18 protein-coding genes are annotated in these 16,257 nt (G+C 61.5%); 3 read left to right on the forward strand and 15 right to left on the reverse strand.

Annotation, left to right across the window (positions count from 1 at the left end):
- Window positions 1-53 precede the first annotated feature (53 nt).
- The 6 genes from GS_RS06940 to GS_RS06965 all read right to left on the reverse strand — a co-directional run bounded on the left by GS_RS06940 (window position 54) and on the right by GS_RS06965 (window position 5,348).
- Window positions 54-311, reverse strand: coding sequence for a hypothetical protein (locus GS_RS06940; RefSeq protein ID WP_010942044.1), 258 nt, complete (start codon window positions 309-311; stop codon window positions 54-56).
- 262 nt (window positions 312-573) lie between these two features.
- Complete coding sequence (locus GS_RS06945) at window positions 574-927, reverse strand: hypothetical protein (RefSeq protein ID WP_010942045.1); 354 nt, start codon at window positions 925-927, stop codon at window positions 574-576.
- Between the two features lie 17 nt (window positions 928-944).
- Window positions 945-2,648, reverse strand: coding sequence for an ABC transporter substrate-binding protein (locus GS_RS06950; protein ID WP_010942046.1), 1,704 nt, complete (start codon window positions 2,646-2,648; stop codon window positions 945-947).
- Window positions 2,645-3,226 carry an SCO family protein gene (locus tag GS_RS06955; protein WP_010942047.1) on the reverse strand — a complete coding sequence of 194 codons (582 nt, stop codon included), beginning with the start codon at window positions 3,224-3,226 and terminating at the stop codon, window positions 2,645-2,647. The genes GS_RS06950 and GS_RS06955 overlap by 4 nt, the downstream gene beginning before the upstream one ends.
- 151 nt (window positions 3,227-3,377) lie before the next feature.
- Window positions 3,378-4,442, reverse strand: coding sequence for a magnesium/cobalt transporter CorA (gene corA, locus GS_RS06960; RefSeq protein WP_010942048.1), 1,065 nt, complete (start codon window positions 4,440-4,442; stop codon window positions 3,378-3,380).
- 3 nt (window positions 4,443-4,445) lie between these two features.
- A complete protein-coding gene (locus GS_RS06965) occupies window positions 4,446-5,348 on the reverse strand; it encodes a sensor domain-containing diguanylate cyclase (protein ID WP_010942049.1) in 903 nt (300 codons plus the stop codon).
- Between the two features lie 329 nt (window positions 5,349-5,677).
- Between GS_RS06965 and dnaE the strand changes: the two genes are divergently transcribed.
- The 3 genes from dnaE to GS_RS06980 all read left to right on the forward strand — a co-directional run bounded on the left by dnaE (window position 5,678) and on the right by GS_RS06980 (window position 11,000).
- Entirely contained in the window at window positions 5,678-9,145 is a 3,468-nt protein-coding gene (gene dnaE, locus GS_RS06970; RefSeq protein WP_010942050.1) for a DNA polymerase III subunit alpha, read from the forward strand.
- Window positions 9,146-9,182: 37 nt separating this feature from the next.
- Complete coding sequence (locus GS_RS06975; RefSeq protein ID WP_010942051.1) at window positions 9,183-10,142, forward strand: acetyl-CoA carboxylase carboxyltransferase subunit alpha; 960 nt, start codon at window positions 9,183-9,185, stop codon at window positions 10,140-10,142.
- A 114-nt stretch (window positions 10,143-10,256) separates the two neighbouring features.
- The gene (locus GS_RS06980; protein WP_010942052.1) at window positions 10,257-11,000 is read left to right on the forward strand and encodes a pseudouridine synthase; all 744 of its coding nucleotides are present in this window, start codon (window positions 10,257-10,259) and stop codon (window positions 10,998-11,000) included.
- Window positions 11,001-11,041: 41 nt separating this feature from the next.
- On the opposite strand, the gene GS_RS06985 is transcribed toward GS_RS06980, so the two are convergent.
- From GS_RS06985 to GS_RS07025, 9 genes are all read right to left on the reverse strand, one after another.
- Window positions 11,042-12,004 carry a radical SAM protein gene (locus GS_RS06985; RefSeq protein ID WP_010942053.1) on the reverse strand — a complete coding sequence of 321 codons (963 nt, stop codon included), beginning with the start codon at window positions 12,002-12,004 and terminating at the stop codon, window positions 11,042-11,044.
- Between the two features lie 124 nt (window positions 12,005-12,128).
- On the reverse strand, window positions 12,129-12,380 hold the full coding sequence (locus GS_RS06990) for a GSU3529 family protein (RefSeq protein WP_010942054.1): 252 nt from the start codon (window positions 12,378-12,380) through the stop codon (window positions 12,129-12,131).
- 11 nt (window positions 12,381-12,391) lie between these two features.
- A complete protein-coding gene (locus GS_RS06995; protein WP_010942055.1) occupies window positions 12,392-12,637 on the reverse strand; it encodes an Rdx family protein in 246 nt (81 codons plus the stop codon).
- Complete coding sequence (locus tag GS_RS07000) at window positions 12,634-13,521, reverse strand: Mrp/NBP35 family ATP-binding protein (protein WP_010942056.1); 888 nt, start codon at window positions 13,519-13,521, stop codon at window positions 12,634-12,636. Before GS_RS07000 ends, GS_RS06995 begins: the two co-directional genes overlap by 4 nt.
- 66 nt (window positions 13,522-13,587) lie before the next feature.
- The gene (locus GS_RS07005) at window positions 13,588-13,983 is read right to left on the reverse strand and encodes an iron-sulfur cluster assembly scaffold protein (protein WP_010942057.1); all 396 of its coding nucleotides are present in this window, start codon (window positions 13,981-13,983) and stop codon (window positions 13,588-13,590) included.
- Window positions 13,976-14,332 (reverse strand): DUF134 domain-containing protein, encoded by a 357-nt coding sequence (locus GS_RS07010; protein ID WP_010942058.1) that lies wholly within the window; start codon window positions 14,330-14,332, stop codon window positions 13,976-13,978. Before GS_RS07010 ends, GS_RS07005 begins: the two co-directional genes overlap by 8 nt.
- A 20-nt stretch (window positions 14,333-14,352) precedes the next feature.
- The gene (locus GS_RS07015) at window positions 14,353-15,348 is read right to left on the reverse strand and encodes an arsenic resistance protein (protein ID WP_010942059.1); all 996 of its coding nucleotides are present in this window, start codon (window positions 15,346-15,348) and stop codon (window positions 14,353-14,355) included.
- 22 nt (window positions 15,349-15,370) lie between these two features.
- Complete coding sequence (locus GS_RS07020; protein ID WP_010942060.1) at window positions 15,371-15,781, reverse strand: DUF302 domain-containing protein; 411 nt, start codon at window positions 15,779-15,781, stop codon at window positions 15,371-15,373.
- A gap of 16 nt (window positions 15,782-15,797) precedes the next feature.
- Entirely contained in the window at window positions 15,798-16,175 is a 378-nt protein-coding gene (locus GS_RS07025; RefSeq protein WP_010942061.1) for a NifB/NifX family molybdenum-iron cluster-binding protein, read from the reverse strand.
- Window positions 16,176-16,257: the final 82 nt, after the last annotated feature.

Below are 16,257 nucleotides of genomic sequence, written 5' to 3' on the forward strand. Positions count from 1 at the left end.
AACCGGGTGTTGCTGGCTTCAGGCTACTCATTAGTGCGGCCGGCCCACGGTTGTCAGTCCGCCGCACGCACGTTTGCGTCACGCACCTTGCGCAGTTCATCGCGCCGCTTCTTCGCATCTTCACGTTTTTTAACCACGTTTCTCTGGGCCTGGGGCACCTTGCTGCCAGCGGCATTTACGTCATAACGCGCAGCTGGTTCACCCTTCTGGCGCTTTTGCCGGGGCGCCTTGGAGGGCTCCGCCCCCATGCCCGACGCGACCAGAATGCCGGAAATCAGTAATCCGGTTACTGCTCCCATCAGTCTTTTCATGGCCTATTCTCCTTTTCCGAAAGTTGATACTCAATGCGGATGCAGGGTCATCAAATCGGCTTACAAGCACAGGTTGAACAGATCGGCTTGACTGAGTGTTCAGTTTGTGTATCGATGAGTATACTGCTCTGTATATATGGTGTAAACAGGCGGCAGGTATTTTTAGAAATTATTTGTTGTTAATACGTTAGGCGGCGGGGCAGGGGCGCGCCGGCAAGAGTGCTGGTGGTATCCTCAGATGGGGACTTCCGTCCCTTTCGCCCTATCTGACCCTATTGAGATCATCGATCTTTACGATATATTCATCGCCGATGCAGACGCACGCGCCGCCCAGAAAGGGATTGTCCAGGCCAACGGTGATTTCGCTGTGGTCGGCGACCTTGATCATCCTCCAGCCGCCCGGCTCTATCACGTTCAGATAGTCGAACGACAGGGCGTTGCAGCGGGTCCCGCACAGATCCTGCCCCATCTGCGGGTCGGCCTGTGAGCCTTCCGCGGGCTGATAGCGGTAGTCCTTGACGATGAAAACCCGTTCTCCTTCGTGTTCCTGGCAGTGGACGCAGGGAGGGAGCGCGAGAGTCAGGAGGAGCAGGGGGGCAAGCAGTTGTTTCAACATGGCATTCTCCCTTCGGGTCACGGAATGACCCATTCGCTGCGCCGTTCGAGCTTGGGCGATTCTCCTTTGCCGAGCTGCACGATATAGCACCCCTTGGATGCATAGCGCTGGCCCGGACCGAAGCTGACCCGCTCGTAGAGGGGGTAGTACATGTCGGTCATCATGCCGATGCTGTCCAGCAGGAAGTCCCGGTAGTATTCCGCCCGCATTTCCATCAGTGCCTTGCCCAGGACCTCGCCGGTGATGAACGACTCCCGGATGATCTTCTGGTCAAAGGACTGGATGTCTTTGCCGGGCAGAACTTTTTTCACGGCAATGTCGAAACGGACGTCTTCCTGGGGCAGCCGGTAGGGGTAGGTCAGGTAGAGGCGGTCACGCAGCGGCTCGGGAATGCTCCAGAGCGCTTTGCCCAGATAGGTGCCGGAGGCCAGGAGGACCGTCGGTTGTTCTTCCTTGCCGGCTGCGGCTCCGGTCAGGGCGGGCAGGGCCGAATCGTCGTCCCAGACCAGCAATGCCGCTGGCCGGCGGGTGTCGAGGATCTCCCTGATCAGCTTGTCCGTGAGGCGTTCCCCCTTGGTCAGGCGGATGTCGAGGGGGGCGGCGTGCCCACGCTGCTGCCAGATGGTGCGGAATCCATCGGCCAGGGCCTCGCCCTTGCGGCTATCCCTGATCACCTGAACCACGGGGCGGTTGCCGAAGAGGCCCGCCATGCCGTTGAGGTACCGGGCGGCGGCTTCCCCTTCCTGCCTGACGCCGCGCGAAAAATAGAGTGTGTACCAGTCGGTGTCGGAGATGACCGGGTAATCGACCACGGGGAAAAGGTTGGGGATGCGGTTCTCCTCGCAGAACCGGTGCACCGGTTCCCACTCTCCCTCGGAGATTCCGCCAAGCAGGGCGAAGACCGGTTCGTTGCGGTAGTATTGGTCAAGCTGGGCCCGCCAGGTTTCGGGCGGACCTTTCAGGGTCCAGCGGGACAGGGTGAAGCTCATACTGTGGAGGTCGCCGAGCATGTTGTACGCCATGCGCGCCACCCGGGAATTCTTCTTGGCCGCAAGGGTGAGACTGTTTTTCCGGTCTACGCTGAACTGGATGGGGGTCAGCATGGATTCTACCGCAAGAGGGTTGGTTCCCTCCACGATCACCGTGGCGAACTTGATCTCAGATGTGCCGACGCCCGGTGACGGTTTGTCGGAGAGCGCCTTCAGGTAGGCGATGAGGATTGCCATGTCCCGGTCGCCGAGTTCGTAGCGGGGCATCACGTAGAGTACCGAGCGGCCGGTGGGGTCGATCCCCGTGGCGATCAGGCTTGCCAGCGTTTCGTCGGTGTAGGCCGGCCTGACCGGCAGGTTCTTGGCGTAGTTGGAGACGGAGGGGATGAATTCCGAACCGGGAATGAACGGCTTGCGCTCCTGGTAGAGCACCCGGCCGTTGGTGGGGGGGGTGACCACCTCTCCTTCGAAGGAGCCGAGGCCGCTGTGCAGGTGGCAGCTTACGCAGGTGAATGCCGTGCCGTCCACCGGCACGTCTCCGCTCACGAACGCCTTCATGGGGGCACCCGAGGGGAGAACCCCCTCCCGGTACATCCGTTCGCCCTGGCGCATCTCTTCGGGAGACAGCGCGGCGGTCGGCGCTGCGGCGCGGCCTGTCGCGGCGGAGCACAGCAGCATGAGCAGCATGGCAACAGCGGAAAGAGCAAGACGTTTACCGGTCACGCAGATCATTTCAACCCCGCTTTGGTAAGTTCATTCATCAATTCTACGTTGCTGATGAGGCCATAGATCCTTGTCCATTTGCCGTCGACCGGCGAACGGATGAAGGTCAGGGGCTTGTGGTCCATTTTGTTCCGAAAGTAGGAATTGAAGGCGTTCATGACCCGGTCGATGTCCTTGCGTGAGCCCGACAGAAAATCCCACCCCGGCTTGGCGCGGTAGCGCGCGAGGTAGTCGCGCATGACCTGGGGGGTGTCGTTTTCGGGGTCGATGGAGACGGACACCAGGTGGATTTTCTTCAAGTCAGGGCCCAGCTTGGTCTGGAGATTGGTGTAGGTGGCGGACAGGACCGGGCAGATGGTGGTGCAGGTGCCGAAGATGAAGTCAACCACCACGGGCTGGTTTGATTCGACGAGCTCCTTGAACCGGACCTTTTTCCCGTCCTGGTTGATGAGGGTCACGTCGGGCATGCTGTAGCTCTCTACGGAGCGCTGGTATGAACGGGATGCTGCGGTGGCATGACTTGCAAGGGCAAGGCAGGCGGCAATGGCCAGGAAGGAACGAAGGATCGGTCTTATGAGGGTATGCATGCGGATGTCATGACCTCCGGTCGAATTTGTCAAAGGGATCACTTGCTGGTTGCGATGAACGCACGATTGGGTATTAGCATAGCCGACAGCCGGCGGTTTGTCCAAAGCGCCCAACAAATTTTTGTTGGTAAATTGTTTCACTAGCCTTGTGCTACAGCCATCTCTTGCGCCGGAAGAATATTCCCATACCCAGGCTTACCAGGAGCATCAGCAGGAGAACGGCCGGGTAGCCCCAGTGCCATTCGAGCTCGGGCATGTAGCGGAAGTTCATGCCATAGACCCCGGCGATGAAGGTGAGCGGCATGAAGATGGTGGCGATGATGGTGAGCACCTTCATCACTTCGTTGGTCCGGTTGCCGATGGCGGAGAGGTAGATGTCGAGGATCTCCGACAGGAGGTCCCGGAAGGTCTCCACGGTTTCGATGATCTGGATGCAGTGGTCGTAGACGTCCCGCAGGTAGATGACGGTTTCGCCGCGCACCAGGGGCGATTCGCGCCGCTCCAGCCGTCCCAGCACCTCTCGCAGGGGCCAGACGGATTTGCGCAGAAAGATGGTTTCCCGCTTGAGGTGCTGGATCTTCACGACCGTCTTGCGGCTGGGGCCGGCGATGACTTCTTCTTCCAGTTCCTCGATCCGCTCGGCCAGATCTTCGAGGATCACGAAGTAGTAGTCCACAATGGCGTCCATGAGTGAGTAGAGCAGAAAGTCGGACCCGCTCTTGCGAAGCTTGCCCCGGTTTTCCCTCAGGCGCCGGCGGATGGAGTCGAAGAGGTCTCCCTTGAATCCTTCCTGGAAGGAGATGAGAAACGAGGGGCCGAGCACGAAGCTGACCTGTTCCGCGGTAAGCGAGCCATCCGGCTGGAGGGAGAGCATCTTCAGGACCACGAAGAGATAGTCGTCGAAGTCCTCCAGTTTGGGGCGCTGGTCGGTATTGAGGATGTCTTCGAGGGTGAGGGGGTGGATACCGTAGCATTCGCCGAGTGTCTTGAGCAGTTCGGGCCGGTGGATACCCTCCATGTCGAGCCACCGCACCCCCGGCTGGTCGCTATGGGGAAAACACTCGGCAATGTCGTCCGTTTCCCGCTCGCTGATGCTCGTTTCGTCGTAGTCGACAAGGGATATCCGGACCGGTTCGCCGGTCTGCTCGCCGATGTGGACCAGACTGCCGGGAGGAAGGCCTGTCTTGCGGGAACGTTGCTTGATGATTTTTTTCATAGTCTATGCGCAGGTGACGCAGTTGCGTCCGGCACCCTTGCTCCGGTACAGGAGTTCGTCGGTCCGCTTGAGCAGGCTCCCGACGGTGTCGTCCGAGGTTGCCAGGGTGGCGCCGATGGAGACGGTAACCCGTGCGATGTTGTCGCCGACCGTCATGCTCGACTCCTCGACCAGGCGGCGGAATCGCTCTGCCATCTCGCACAGCCGTTTCTCTCTCACATTGGTAATGATCGCGATGAATTCCTCGCCGCCCCAACGGCCGATCAGATCGTAGGAGCGCACGGCATTGCGCAGGGTTCTGGCCGCCATTTTGAGGAGGTCGTCTCCCATCTGGTGCCCGAAACTGTCGTTGATCTCCTTGAAGTGGTCCAGATCCAGGAGCATGACCCCGAAGGGCCAGCCGTACCGGAACATCTCGTCGAATTTGGACTGGAGGTACATCTGGATGTAACGCCGGTTGGCCACGCCGGTGAGGGGGTCCAGAAAGACGAGTTGCTGAAGCTCGTCGATCCGCTGGAGGTCCGAGAGCCGGGCGGAATTGTCGCTGAAGACTTCCACGGCACCGACAATCTCACCGCTTCCGTTCCGGATAGGCGAGACACGCACGTTGACCGGCACCCGGTGTCCGGCCCGATGGTGGAAAAAGACCTCTGCTTCCCGGGGGATGCCGTCTTCCAGAGTATGGGCCACGGGACAGAGTTTTTCGCAGAGGCTGACCCCGTCGTTATTCGTGTGGCAGAGGATGTTGTCCCGGCAGCGGGAACCCGTCACGTTGTCGGCCCCGTAGCCGGTGAGCCGTTCGGCGCCCCGGTTCCAGTAGGTGATGCGCCGGTCCCGGTCCACGAAGTAGACGCCGTCGTACAGATTGTCGATCAGTTCTTTGTAGAAGGTGGTGTCAGGCTTCATCAGCTAACGTTCCTCCGGGTCGGTTGGGCGCAACCTCCCTGCTCGTTTACGCTAAGTGTAAAGCAATTGTCGGCGATTTCCACCCGGGAAGCAGGGGAAAGCTGCAGCGGAAGGTACGGGATTGTTGCCGGTAAATTCAGGTCGCCCGCACGTTGCTGCGCCGGCGGTCCGGTAGTCCCGGCGTGTTGACAGGGTCCGGCGTTTCGTGACATAATTGGGAACATTTTTAGCTGGAGTAAAAATGGGAGTTGCAGGGTACCGCGGCTCCCATCGTTGTATGTGCTTCCGGGCTCCGCATACTGCCGCAGGGCCTGTCCACAGGGATATCAATGAGCTTTGTCCATCTCCATCTCCATACCCAGTACTCCCTTCTCGACGGCGCCATCCGCCTGGGCGACCTGGTGAAAAAGGTTAAGTCCCACGACATGCCCGCCGTGGCCATCACCGACCACGGCGCCATGTTCGGGGCCATGGAATTCTACCTTAAGTGCAAGGACAAGGACGTGAAGCCGGTCATCGGCGCGGAGGTCTATATCGCGCCGGGCTCCCGTTTCGTCAAGGAGGCCAGGGGAGGGGAGGCCGGCGCCGGCTACCACCTGCTGCTCCTGTGCGAGAACATGACCGGCTACCGGAACCTGTCCAAACTGGTCTCCATCGGCTTCAAGGAAGGGTTCTACTACAAGCCGCGCATCGACAAGGAGGTCCTGGCCGAGAACGCCGAGGGGCTCATCTGCCTTTCCGCCTGCCTCAAGGGGGAGGTTGCCTATCTGTGCGAGCGCGACCGGGTCGCCGAGGCGGTGGACGTGGCCCGCTGGTATGCCGATCTCTTCCCGGACCGCTACTACATCGAGCTTCAGGAAAACGGCCTCGTTGAACAGGACAAGGCCAACCGGGGGCTGCTGGAGGTGGCGCGGGAAGTGGGTCTGCCGCTGGTGGCCACCAACGACTGCCACTATCTCAACCGGGAGGATGCCCGGGCCCACGAGGTGCTCCTCTGCATCCAGACCGGCAAGACCATGAACGATCCGTCGCGGATGCGCTTCTCCGTTGACGAGTTTTACGTGAAGACCCCCGAGGAGATGGCCGCCGCATTCCACTATGCGCCCGAGGCGATCTCCAACACCGTGAAGATCGCCGAGCGGTGCGATCTTTCCTTTGACTTCAAGACCTATCACTTCCCCCGCTTCGAGCCCCCCGTCGGCCTGAGCCTTGATCAGATGCTGGAGGAGGCTGCCCGCACGGGACTGGAGTCGCGCCTGACCGCTATCCGGGCCAAGCACTCGTCCATGACCGCCGAGCAGGAGCAGGCCTACTGGGACCGCCTCGCCATCGAGCTCGCCTGCATCAAGCAGATGGGGTTCCCGGGCTACTTCCTGATCGTGGCCGATTTCATCAACTGGGCCAAGGACCACGGCATTCCCGTGGGCCCGGGCCGGGGCTCGGCGGCCGGCTCGCTGGTGGCCTACGCCATCCGGATCACCGACCTGGACCCGATCCCCTACAACCTCCTCTTCGAGCGCTTCCTTAACCCGGAGCGGATATCCATGCCCGATATCGACGTGGACTTCTGCCAGGATCGGCGCGAGGAGGTGATCCAGTATGTCACCGAGAAGTACGGTCGCGACAAGGTCTGCCAGATCATCACCTTCGGGACCATGTCCGCCCGGGCCGTCATCCGCGACGTGGGGCGGGCCCTGGACATGACCTACGGCGAGGTGGACCGGATCGCCAAGCTGGTGCCGGAGGTCCTGGGCATTACACTGGAAAAGGCCATTGCGCAGGAGCCCAAGCTCAACGAGGCGGCCGAGGCCGATCCGCGGGTGAAGGAGCTGCTGGAGGTGGCCCTGCGCCTGGAGGGGCTTGCCCGCCATGCCTCCACCCACGCGGCCGGCGTGGTGGTGGCCCCCGATGTGCTGGAGCAGTTCTGCCCGGTCTACAAGGACCAGAAGAGCGGCTCGCTCACCACCCAGTACTCCATGAAGTACGTGGAGAAGATCGGGCTGGTCAAGTTCGACTTCCTGGGGCTCAAGAACCTGACGGTCATATTCAACGCGGTCCGGCACATCCGGGCCGACAAAAAGCCGGACTTCGACATCGCCGCCCTGCGGGACGACGACGAGGAGAGCTACAAGCTGCTCCAGGCCGGCAACACCACCGGGGTGTTCCAGCTTGAATCCTCGGGGATGCGGGAACTGCTCCGCAAGCTCAAGCCCTCCTGCTTCGAAGACATCATCGCCGTCTGCGCCCTCTACCGTCCCGGCCCCCTCGGCTCGGGCATGGTGGACGACTTCATCGACCGCAAGCACGGCCGCAAGAAGGTGGTCTACGATCTGCCGCAACTGGAGCCGATCCTCAAGGACACCTACGGGGTCATCGTCTACCAGGAGCAGGTCATGCAGATCGCCCGCTCCCTGGCCGGCTACTCCCTGGGCGGCGCCGACCTGCTGCGCCGGGCCATGGGCAAGAAGGACCCGGCCGAGATGGCCAAGCAGCGGGACATCTTCCTGGAAGGGGCCAAGAACAACGGCATCGATCTCCAGAAGGCCGGCGCCATCTTCGACCTGATGGCCAAGTTCGCCGAGTACGGGTTCAACAAGTCCCACTCGGCCGCCTATGCCCTGGTGGCCTACCAGACCGCCTATCTCAAGGCCCACTATCCGGTTGAGTTCATGGCCGCGCTCCTGACCGAGGACATGGCCAACACCGACAAGGTGGTCAAGAACATCGCCGACTGCCGCGAGATGGGGATCGAGGTGCTGCCACCGGACATCAATGCCTCGGATCTGTCGTTCCGGGTCCTGGGCAACTCCATCCGCTTCGGTCTCGGCGCGGTCAAGAACGTGGGCGAGTCGGCCATCGAAGCCATCATCGAGGCCCGGGGCGACGGCCCGTTCAAGGATATTTTCGAGTTCTGCGAGCGGGTTGACCTGCGCAAGGTCAACAAGCGGGTGGTGGAATCCCTGATCAAGTGCGGCGCCTTCGACTCGACCGGCGGGCGGCGCTCCCAGCTCACGGCGGCCCTTGAAGATGCCATGTCCCTGGGCCAGAAGATCCAGCAGGAGAAGGAAAGCGCCCAGGTGTCGCTCTTCGGTGCCGAGGAGATCGTCCGGACCAACGGCAACGGCAAGGGAAAGGTGCAGCTCCCCGATCTGCCCGAATGGGACGACAAGTTTCTGCTGGCCCAGGAAAAGGAGGCCCTCGGCTTTTTCATCACCGGCCATCCCCTGGGCCGCCACGAGAAGGACATCCGGCGCTTCACCACCGCCGACACCGCCACCCTGGAGGAGCGGGCCGACAAGAGCGAGGTCAAAATTTGCGGCATCGTGGCCACCATGAAGGAGCTCATGACCAAGAAGGGGGACCGGATGGCCTTTGCCACCCTGGAGGACCTGGTGGGCTCCGTGGAGGTGGTGGTCTTCCCCGAGGTCTTTGCCAAGGCGTCGGAATACCTCAAGTCGGACGATCCGCTGCTGGTCACCGGCACCATCGATAAGGGGGAGAAGAGCGCCAAGATCATGGCCAGCGACGTGGTTCTTCTCCGGGACGTGACCGCGCGGCAGACCTCACGGGTGATCTTCGCCCTGCAGGGGGACGGCCTCGACCGCTATCGCCTGGAGGAGCTCAAGGCGATCATGCTCCGCCATCCCGGTACCTGCAAGGCCACCCTCACCATCGACATCCCGGACCAGTGCCGCGCCACCATTGCCCTGCCCGATTCCTGCATGGTTGCGCCCTCTGACGAATTGACGGTGGAGGTCAAGAACCTCTTCGGCTATCATGCCGTTGCGTTTGAATAGAGAGAGAAGCTAACGCATACCCAAAGGAGAACACTCAATGGCTGCCCAATATTACATGGAATTCGAAAAACCGGTGGTTGAGCTTGAGAAAAAAGTACAGGAACTGGCCGAACTGGCCGGCACTAACGCCGAACTGGCGGGCGAAGTGACCAAGCTGGAGAAGAAGGTCGACCGGATGCGCGAGGTGATCTTCTCCAACCTGTCCCGCTGGCAGACGGTGCAGGTGGCCCGCCACATCGAGCGTCCCTTCACCCTGGACTACCTCAACCTGATCTTCACCGATTTCACCGAACTCCATGGCGACCGCCTGTTCGGCGACGATCACGCCATTGTCGCCGGCCTGGCGAAGCTCGACGGTGAGCCGGTGGTGGTCATCGGCCACCAGAAGGGGCGCGACACCAAGGAGAAGGTCTACCGCAACTTCGGCATGCCCAACCCCGAGGGGTACCGCAAGGCCCTGCGGATCATGGAGCTGGCCGAGCGGTTCCGGCTGCCCATCATCACCTTCGTGGACACCCCCGGCGCGTTTCCCGGCATCGGCGCCGAGGAGCGGGGCCAGGCCGAGGCCATTGCGCGCAACCTCAGGGAGATGGCGGCCCTCACCGTGCCGATCATTGTCGTGGTCACCGGAGAGGGGGGCTCCGGCGGGGCGCTGGCCATCGCCGTGGGCGACCGGGTCCTCATGCTCCAGTACTCCATCTACGCCGTCATCTCCCCCGAGGGGTGCGCCGCCATCCTCTGGTCCGACGGCACTAAGGGTGAGCAGGCCGCCGAGGCCCTCAAACTGACCGCCAAGGACCTGAAGGAGCTTGAGGTGATCGACGAGATTGTGCCCGAGCCCCTGGGCGGCGCCCACCGCGACCATGAGGCCATGGCCAGGACCCTCCACGAAGCCATCGCCCGGCAGTTGAAGGAGCTGAAGGCGATTCCCGCGGAGCAACTGGTGGAGGAGCGGTACCAGAAGTTCCGCAAAATGTCGCGCTTCATCGAAGGGTAGGGCCGAGACGCACCGGGGGCGGCAACCGCCTTCGGGCAACCTGACAGTCTGAAGGCTGGAGACGTTCGCGGGGAGTTCCCCGGTCTTCGGCCTTTAGTCTTTTTGGAGGGGCATATGGAAGAACGATTGCAGAAGCTGCTGTCCCAGGCGGGGGTCGCGTCCCGGCGCGAGGCGGAACGGTTCATCACCGAGGGACGGGTGGCGGTGAACGGCACGGTCGTTACCGAGCTGGGGAGCAAGGCCGACCCGGAGCGGGACCGGATAACCGTGGACGGGCAGCCCGTCCGTCCGGCGGAGAAGAAGGTGTATCTCATCCTCAACAAGCCCGTGGGCTATATGACCACCCTCAGGGATCCGGAGGGGAGACCCATTGTCACCGATCTCCTCAAGGGGCTCGATGTCCGCGTCTTTCCCGTGGGGCGGCTCGACTACAACACCGAGGGGCTTCTGCTGCTCACCAATGACGGTGCCTGGGCCAACCGGCTCGCCCATCCCCGGCATGAGGTGGACAAGGAATACCTGGTCCGGGTGCGGGGGGCTGTGGCCAAGGAGCAGATCCGGCGGCTGGCTACCGGTGTGGAACTGGACGACGGGCCGACGGCGCCGGCAAAGGTGGAGGTGTCCAGCCAGAGCGATAACAACACCTGGCTTTCCATCGTGATTCACGAGGGGCGCTACCGCCAGGTGCGCCGCATGTGCGAAGCCGTGAGCCTGTCGGTGGTCCGCCTGCGCCGGGTGAGATACGGCGCGGTCTCGCTCGGCGACCTGAAACCGGGGGAGTACCGGCCCCTCAGCCCGACGGAGGTTGCAGCCCTGGCCGGCCGCGAAAAACGAGAACAGCGCCGTCGGAAAGCCTGATCGCTCAAGGCTGCTTTTGTTGGATCATTTTGTGTCCGGATTTAGTGCATCGTTTTGAGGGGAAATGCGCATGGCCTCATGCGCAGCAGAAATTTTCGGCCGTCATAGATGGTTTCCAGAAGAAGGCCCCTGTCGATGAGCCGTTCCACCTCTGACCAGTCGGTACCTGCCTTGACCAGAAGCTCACGCGCGGCATCTTCCCGCAAGGGATGAACGCCCGTGATGCCGAGCAGGTCGGCGGTCACGTCTCCACTGCCGGTAAAGTCGTTCCCTTCGTAGCCGGTGAGGTATTCCACTCGCTCAACGCTTCCCGAAATAATCTGCACGGCCCGATTGAGGGCCTCGGCTGTCGGCGGCGTCGCCCACCGCTCCGTCGGCGGCCTGATAGGAACTGCGACATAGGAGACGTCCGGTTTCAGCTCCCCCAGAAACGCCGCAAGCATCTCCAGTTCGGTTTCGGAGTCATTGATGCCGCTCACCAGCATGGTCTCAGTGGCGAGTGTCCCCGTGAACTCTTCGGCAAACAGGGCCATTCCGCTCAAGAGGTCGGCGAGCCGCAGGGTGGCGGCCGGCCTGTTGATGCGGTGCCATGCGTCCCCGTCCACTGCATCCACCTTGAGGGAAACCCAATCCGCCAGGGCAAGTTCGGCCCTTACGTCGGAACGCCAGATGAGCGAGCTGTTGGTGATGACGGCGATTTTTATGCCGAGGGGTCTGAGCAGCTCGATTTCTCTCCCGAGGTTCAGGTCAAGGGTCGGTTCACCGTCGGCCACAAACGTAAGGTAATCGATCCGTTCGCCCCGTTCGATGAGTCTGCGGACCGCCCGCTCAACCTCGACGGCAATGGTTTCCGGGCGGCAGAAGCGGCGCCGGGCGCTCTGAATGGAGCAGGTCCGGCCCAACTGGCAGTAAACGCAAGAATAGGAACATGCCTTGGCAGGTATGGTGTCGAGCCCGAGGCTGCGCCCCAGGCGTCTGGATGGTACCGGTCCGAAGATGAACATGATGCGTCCGTCTTCCTTGAGCACTACGGTTCGTCCGGGCATGCACCCGGCAAGATCATGAATTCATCCCAAAGTATACCCTGTTCGGAAATATATTCCAGAGACGACCGTGACTCTTGGCAGCTCAGGGAAGGGTCAGGTGGCGAAGCGTTGCCCGGATTTCCTCTATGCCCACGGCCGTGCCGAAGCATCCCGCCCCGGCAAAGGGATCGTACTCCCTGATTTGCGAAACAAGGGTCTCCACCAGATGGGTACGGTCACCATACCGCTCCGGGTCGTCGGCGATGCCCAGTACATCGGCCAGCAGCCATTCCGGGAATTCACCCTCCGCATTCTGCCGGAGGGCAACCTCTCTGAGTTCTTCGAAGACGTCCATACGCAGTCCTTTCAGCCTGAGGTGCCATGACGCCGGGCGCGGATAGCCGGGATAATGTCCAGCGGTTCCGGCATCCGGCCCCGTTCGAGGCGGGAGAAAATTATCTCTCCGTCCAGGTACACGGCAAATTCGCTCCGCGGTGCCTGTTTGTCGAGTTCCACCGATACATTCTCCTCCGTCTGCTCGATCAAGCGGGCCAGACCGGCCGCAATGGGATACTGGCTTCAGGTGGGGCAGAACAGGATCCTGACGTTCATTGTCCGCCCTCCCGTGCTGCGTTGACGGCGGTATCGCAACGGGCCGCGACGGTCGCCACAATTTCGGCAAAGGCCTTTGCCGTGGGGGAATCGGCCCGGTGTTCCACCAGGGGCTCCCCTTCGTCGCCGGCTCTGACCATGGCCGGGTCCAGCGGAATCCTGCCCAGGAAGGGCACGCTCATTTCATCGGCCATGAGCTTGCCGCCGCCGCTCTTGAAGATGTCGACCCCTTCGCCGCAGTGGGGGCAGACAAAGCCGCTCATGTTCTCGACTACGCCGATGACCGGCAGCTTCATCTGACGGCAGAAGGTGACCGACTTGCGCACGTCGGTGAGCGCAACGTCCTGGGGAGTGGTGACGATGACGGCGCCCTCCGCCCCTTCCAGAAGCTGGATCACCGAGAGAGGCTCATCACCGGTCCCTGGCGGGCAGTCGACGATCAGGTAGTCCAGATTACCCCACTCCACGGCGGCCAGAAACTGCTTGATGACGCCGTGTTTGGCCGGTCCCCGCCAGACTACCGCCTCGGCCTGGTCGCGCAGCAGCAGCCCTACCGACATGACTTTGAGGGTGTCGCTGTAGGGAACCGGTTCGATCCGGGCGGCAGTTGCCGGAAGCCGGCCCTCAATGCCGAGAAGGGTCGGGATGCTTGGCCCGTGCAGATCGACATCCAGCAATCCCGTTTTCTTGCCGCTGAGCGAGAGGGCCACGGCCAAGTTGACCGCCACCGAGCTCTTGCCCACGCCCCCCTTGCCCGACAGCACCACGATCTTGTGCTTGATGTTGAAAAGGGCTTCCTGCAGTTCGATCTGCTCTTTGAGCCGGTGCAGCTCTTCCACCTGCTCCCTGTTGCATGATTTTTGCGCTACCTTTTCACCCTGCATGCTGTTCACCTCGTATTTCCTGTCGAATTTCGCCGGATATGTTTTGTCGCCATCCCACCACGAGACTCATAAGGGCTTCGTCTCACCCGCCACTGTTGCACGGTATTGCTCGACCGCCGCGTGGAGCGCCGAAGCCGCCATGTTCGAGCAGTGCATCTTCTCTTCGGGGAGCCCGTCAAGGGCCTGGGCGATGATCTGATCGGAGAGCCCCATGACCTCGTCGAGCCCCTTGCCCATGACAAGCTCCGTTGCCACTGACGATGTGGCGATGGCCGCACCACATCCCTTGATGAGAAATTTGATGTCGCGCACGATATCCTCTTCGATCCTGAGGAAGTAGAGCACCGCATCGCCACAGGTGGGGTCGCCTGCCTGTACCACCACGTTGGCATCCTCCAGTGACCCCACATTGCGCGGGTTGCGCACGTGATCCCATACCTTCGCCGAATAAATCTCAGCCATGTTCGGTTCCTTTCCGTTCCCCGGTCTCGGCGTTGTCATCCGATACGCCGTGTTCGGGCACATCCCCGGTCACGGCCAGGGCTTTCTGCTCCACAAGGGCTTCGATCACCTTTTTCCTTCCCTCGGCCAGTAGCCGCTGGACCGTTCCCCGGGAAACCCCCATCAGCGTTCCCGCTTCCTCCTGGTTCAGCCCCAGCTTGTCGCAGAGAAACAGCGCCTCAAGCTCATCGTGATCCAGGATGATGATCTCCATCTCCTTCAGCGGAGTGCCCGCGGGCTTGAAGACGTGTCCCAGCTTCTCCCGGAGGGGGCAGATGCAGTTGCGTTGTTTTTTCTTGCGTGGCGACATGGGTTCCTTTCATCGGGTGGTCAGTTCCGCCTCGGTGCGGGACAGGACGGCGCTGGTGCCTCACCGAAGAGCGTGCCGGTAAATTTTACGTACCAGGCGGCTGACTGCACCTGGATGATGTAGGCCAGGGCAATGACCAGCGCCGCGTCGGAACCGGCCTTGCCGAAGGCGTTCATGGCCACGGCCAGGGCAATGGAGAGGTTGCGCATCACCGTGCCGTAGGCCAGGGCGATAGCATCGCCCCGGGGAAGGAAAAGCCTGCCCACAACGGTGCTGAGGCTATAGTTGATGCCGTAGAGAATGGCCAGGGGCAGCAGGATTGCCAGCAGATCCTGGGGGCGGGCCGCGATGGCCTGTGCCTTGAGGGCTATGGCGATGAAAACGATGCCCAGGACGCCCAGGGTGGAGAGGCAGGGGAAGCGGGGCGCCCACTGTTCCTGGAATCCTTTCTGGCCGTGCTTCGCTATCAGATAGCGCTGGGTCGCATACCCGACCGCCATGGGCAGGAAAACGATGACGGCGATTTGCTTCATGATGCCGGTCATATCCACCTCCACATGGGCGCCCATGAGGGCTTGCACGTAGAAGGGGGTTGCGATCGAGCCCAGGATGAGGCCCACGACGGTCATCTTGACTGCCGCTTCGAGGTTCCCCCTGGCAAAGCCGGTCCAGGAGATGGTCATGCCGCTGGTGGGGACCAGGGCCGCAAGCAGCAGGCCCAGGGCCATGTAGGGGCGGTCAGCAAAGAAAAGCCTTCCCAGCCCGAAGGCGACAAAGGGCACCACCGCGAAGTTGATGAACTGGGTGAACAGCTGGGCCTTGCCGTCACCTCCCTCCAGTACCTTCTTCAGCTTAAGGGTCACCATCATGGGGTAGACCATGAGAAAGGTGAAGGGGATGATCAGCTCCTTGAGAAAGCCGGTCTCAGTCACGAGACCGAAGACGAAGCCCGCGGCCATCATGGCGGGAATGGTCAGCACCAGGTTCTTGTTGAGTCTGCTCAGCAGTTGCCACATAGCCTTGGCCCTCTGCGCGCGCTCAGCGCGCCTCCTCGATCATGGCCACGATGGCATCGAAGCTCTCATCCAGGGATGAGGCGAACTCGGTGTCGTCCACCAGGGCCTCGATCATGGGCCTGCGGTAGCGGAGCATCCGGACCTCAGTCCTGCCGTCGCGGGTGAACGTGGTGATGAATTTCGGCATGAGAGCGGCCCGTTCCGGGTTTTTCTGAAGGCTTGCGGCCGCCTTTTTCGGCTTGCAGACCTGGATCATATGGAGATCGAACCCTTCGCCAACCATTACGCCATGGGCACCGAAGGTATGCGCCATTTCCATCTTTTCCTCATTGTGAATGACGAACCCTCGCCGGCTGCCGGCCTTGGCCAGCGCCGCGACGAACTCGCCGAGGGGTTTGTCCGTTGTAGCCTGATACAGTTCCGCCCAGTTCATGATCGATCTCTCCTGTTCAGTGAGCGCAGCCGTGGCCATGGCCGTGACCCCCGCAGGTGGGTGGCACGATTTCCTGGAAGGCGCCGCTTCTGAACAAGGCAACGTTTTCCCCCACCGTGGGCGCCTGTGAGCTGAACACTTTGACCTGCGCGCGGTTGAGCATGATGAGTGCACCGGCGCCGATCCCTCCGACCACGACCGCGTCGAGCGGCGCTCCTGCCAAGGCCTTCAGCGGGTTGCACGATCCGTGGCTGTGGTGTTTGTCGGTGTTGTCAATGGAGACCGTTGCCCCGGTCTCAGTGTCCACTACGATAAAGCGCTGTGCGGATCCAAAGTGCTCATACACCTTGCTGTCGAGTCCATCGTCCGATGTCACGGGAAAGCAGAGTTTCATACGTGCCTCCTTTTGTTGTGTGCATATGCACACTATTGCATTCGATTTCTTGAATGTCAATAGCTTTGTGTACAAATTAATT

The organism is Geobacter sulfurreducens PCA (genome assembly GCF_000007985.2).
GTDB lineage: Bacteria > Desulfobacterota > Desulfuromonadia > Geobacterales > Geobacteraceae > Geobacter > Geobacter sulfurreducens.

Bases quoted from the DNA above. Each gene is read 5' to 3' on its own strand.
- GS_RS07000 (WP_010942056.1), bottom strand. From the start codon at position 13,521: ATGCAGGGTGAAAAGGTAGCGCAAAAATCATGCAACAGGGAGCAGGTG.
- GS_RS06945 (WP_010942045.1), bottom strand. From the start codon at position 927: ATGTTGAAACAACTGCTTGCCCCCCTGCTCCTCCTGACTCTCGCGCTC.
- GS_RS07015 (WP_010942059.1), bottom strand. From the start codon at position 15,348: ATGTGGCAACTGCTGAGCAGACTCAACAAGAACCTGGTGCTGACCATT.
- GS_RS06990 (WP_010942054.1), bottom strand. From the start codon at position 12,380: ATGGACGTCTTCGAAGAACTCAGAGAGGTTGCCCTCCGGCAGAATGCG.
- dnaE (WP_010942050.1), top strand. From the start codon at position 5,678: ATGAGCTTTGTCCATCTCCATCTCCATACCCAGTACTCCCTTCTCGAC.
- GS_RS06940 (WP_010942044.1), bottom strand. From the start codon at position 311: ATGAAAAGACTGATGGGAGCAGTAACCGGATTACTGATTTCCGGCATT.
- GS_RS06985 (WP_010942053.1), bottom strand. From the start codon at position 12,004: ATGTTCATCTTCGGACCGGTACCATCCAGACGCCTGGGGCGCAGCCTC.
- GS_RS06950 (WP_010942046.1), bottom strand. From the start codon at position 2,648: ATGATCTGCGTGACCGGTAAACGTCTTGCTCTTTCCGCTGTTGCCATG.
- GS_RS06980 (WP_010942052.1), top strand. From the start codon at position 10,257: ATGGAAGAACGATTGCAGAAGCTGCTGTCCCAGGCGGGGGTCGCGTCC.
- GS_RS07005 (WP_010942057.1), bottom strand. From the start codon at position 13,983: ATGGCTGAGATTTATTCGGCGAAGGTATGGGATCACGTGCGCAACCCG.
- GS_RS06975 (WP_010942051.1), top strand. From the start codon at position 9,183: ATGGCTGCCCAATATTACATGGAATTCGAAAAACCGGTGGTTGAGCTT.
- GS_RS07020 (WP_010942060.1), bottom strand. From the start codon at position 15,781: ATGAACTGGGCGGAACTGTATCAGGCTACAACGGACAAACCCCTCGGC.
- GS_RS07010 (WP_010942058.1), bottom strand. From the start codon at position 14,332: ATGTCGCCACGCAAGAAAAAACAACGCAACTGCATCTGCCCCCTCCGG.
- corA (WP_010942048.1), bottom strand. From the start codon at position 4,442: ATGAAAAAAATCATCAAGCAACGTTCCCGCAAGACAGGCCTTCCTCCC.
- GS_RS06965 (WP_010942049.1), bottom strand. From the start codon at position 5,348: ATGAAGCCTGACACCACCTTCTACAAAGAACTGATCGACAATCTGTAC.
- GS_RS07025 (WP_010942061.1), bottom strand. From the start codon at position 16,175: ATGAAACTCTGCTTTCCCGTGACATCGGACGATGGACTCGACAGCAAG.
- GS_RS06955 (WP_010942047.1), bottom strand. From the start codon at position 3,226: ATGCATACCCTCATAAGACCGATCCTTCGTTCCTTCCTGGCCATTGCC.